Genomic DNA, 521 nt, shown 5'->3' on the forward strand with positions numbered 1-521 from the left:
AGGTAGGCCTTTGAGCCCGTCACAGCAGACAATGAAGACGTCTTTGACCCCACGATTCGACAGGTTAGAGCACACCTGCGCCCAAAAGGATGCTCCTTCCTCTTTGGCGATCCATAGTCCCAGGATGTGTTTAATTCCTTCGATGTCCACGCCGATGGCCATATAGGCGCTCTTGTTGACTACGCGTCCACCGTCACGGACTTTGATGCGCAATGCGTCGAGGAAGATGACGGGGTAGAACTCGTCGAGCTGGCGGTTTTGCCACACCAGTACCTCATCAAGGATGGCGTCAGTGACGCCTGAAATCGTCTCATGGGAGATATCCACCCGCATGGCGGTGGCCATATGGTGCTGAATATCTCGCACAGTCATTCCACCGGCGTACAAGCTGACAATCATGTCATCAACATCAGTCAAACGCCTAGAGCCTTTGGGAACCATGGTGGGAAGAAACGTCCCAGCCCTATCTCGTGGGATGTCTACGGTAACCGGCCCGTAATTGGAATCAACCGTCTTCGGGT

The 521-nt window shown here is 53.9% G+C and carries 1 protein-coding gene; it reads right to left on the reverse strand.

Annotated elements, in window-relative coordinates:
• Positions 1-521 (reverse strand): IS256 family transposase (locus F4V54_RS11320; RefSeq protein ID WP_150387196.1); only part of this gene is annotated, 521 nt, incomplete at both ends.

Source organism: Corynebacterium tuscaniense (assembly GCF_008693065.1).
Lineage (GTDB): Bacteria > Actinomycetota > Actinomycetes > Mycobacteriales > Mycobacteriaceae > Corynebacterium > Corynebacterium tuscaniense.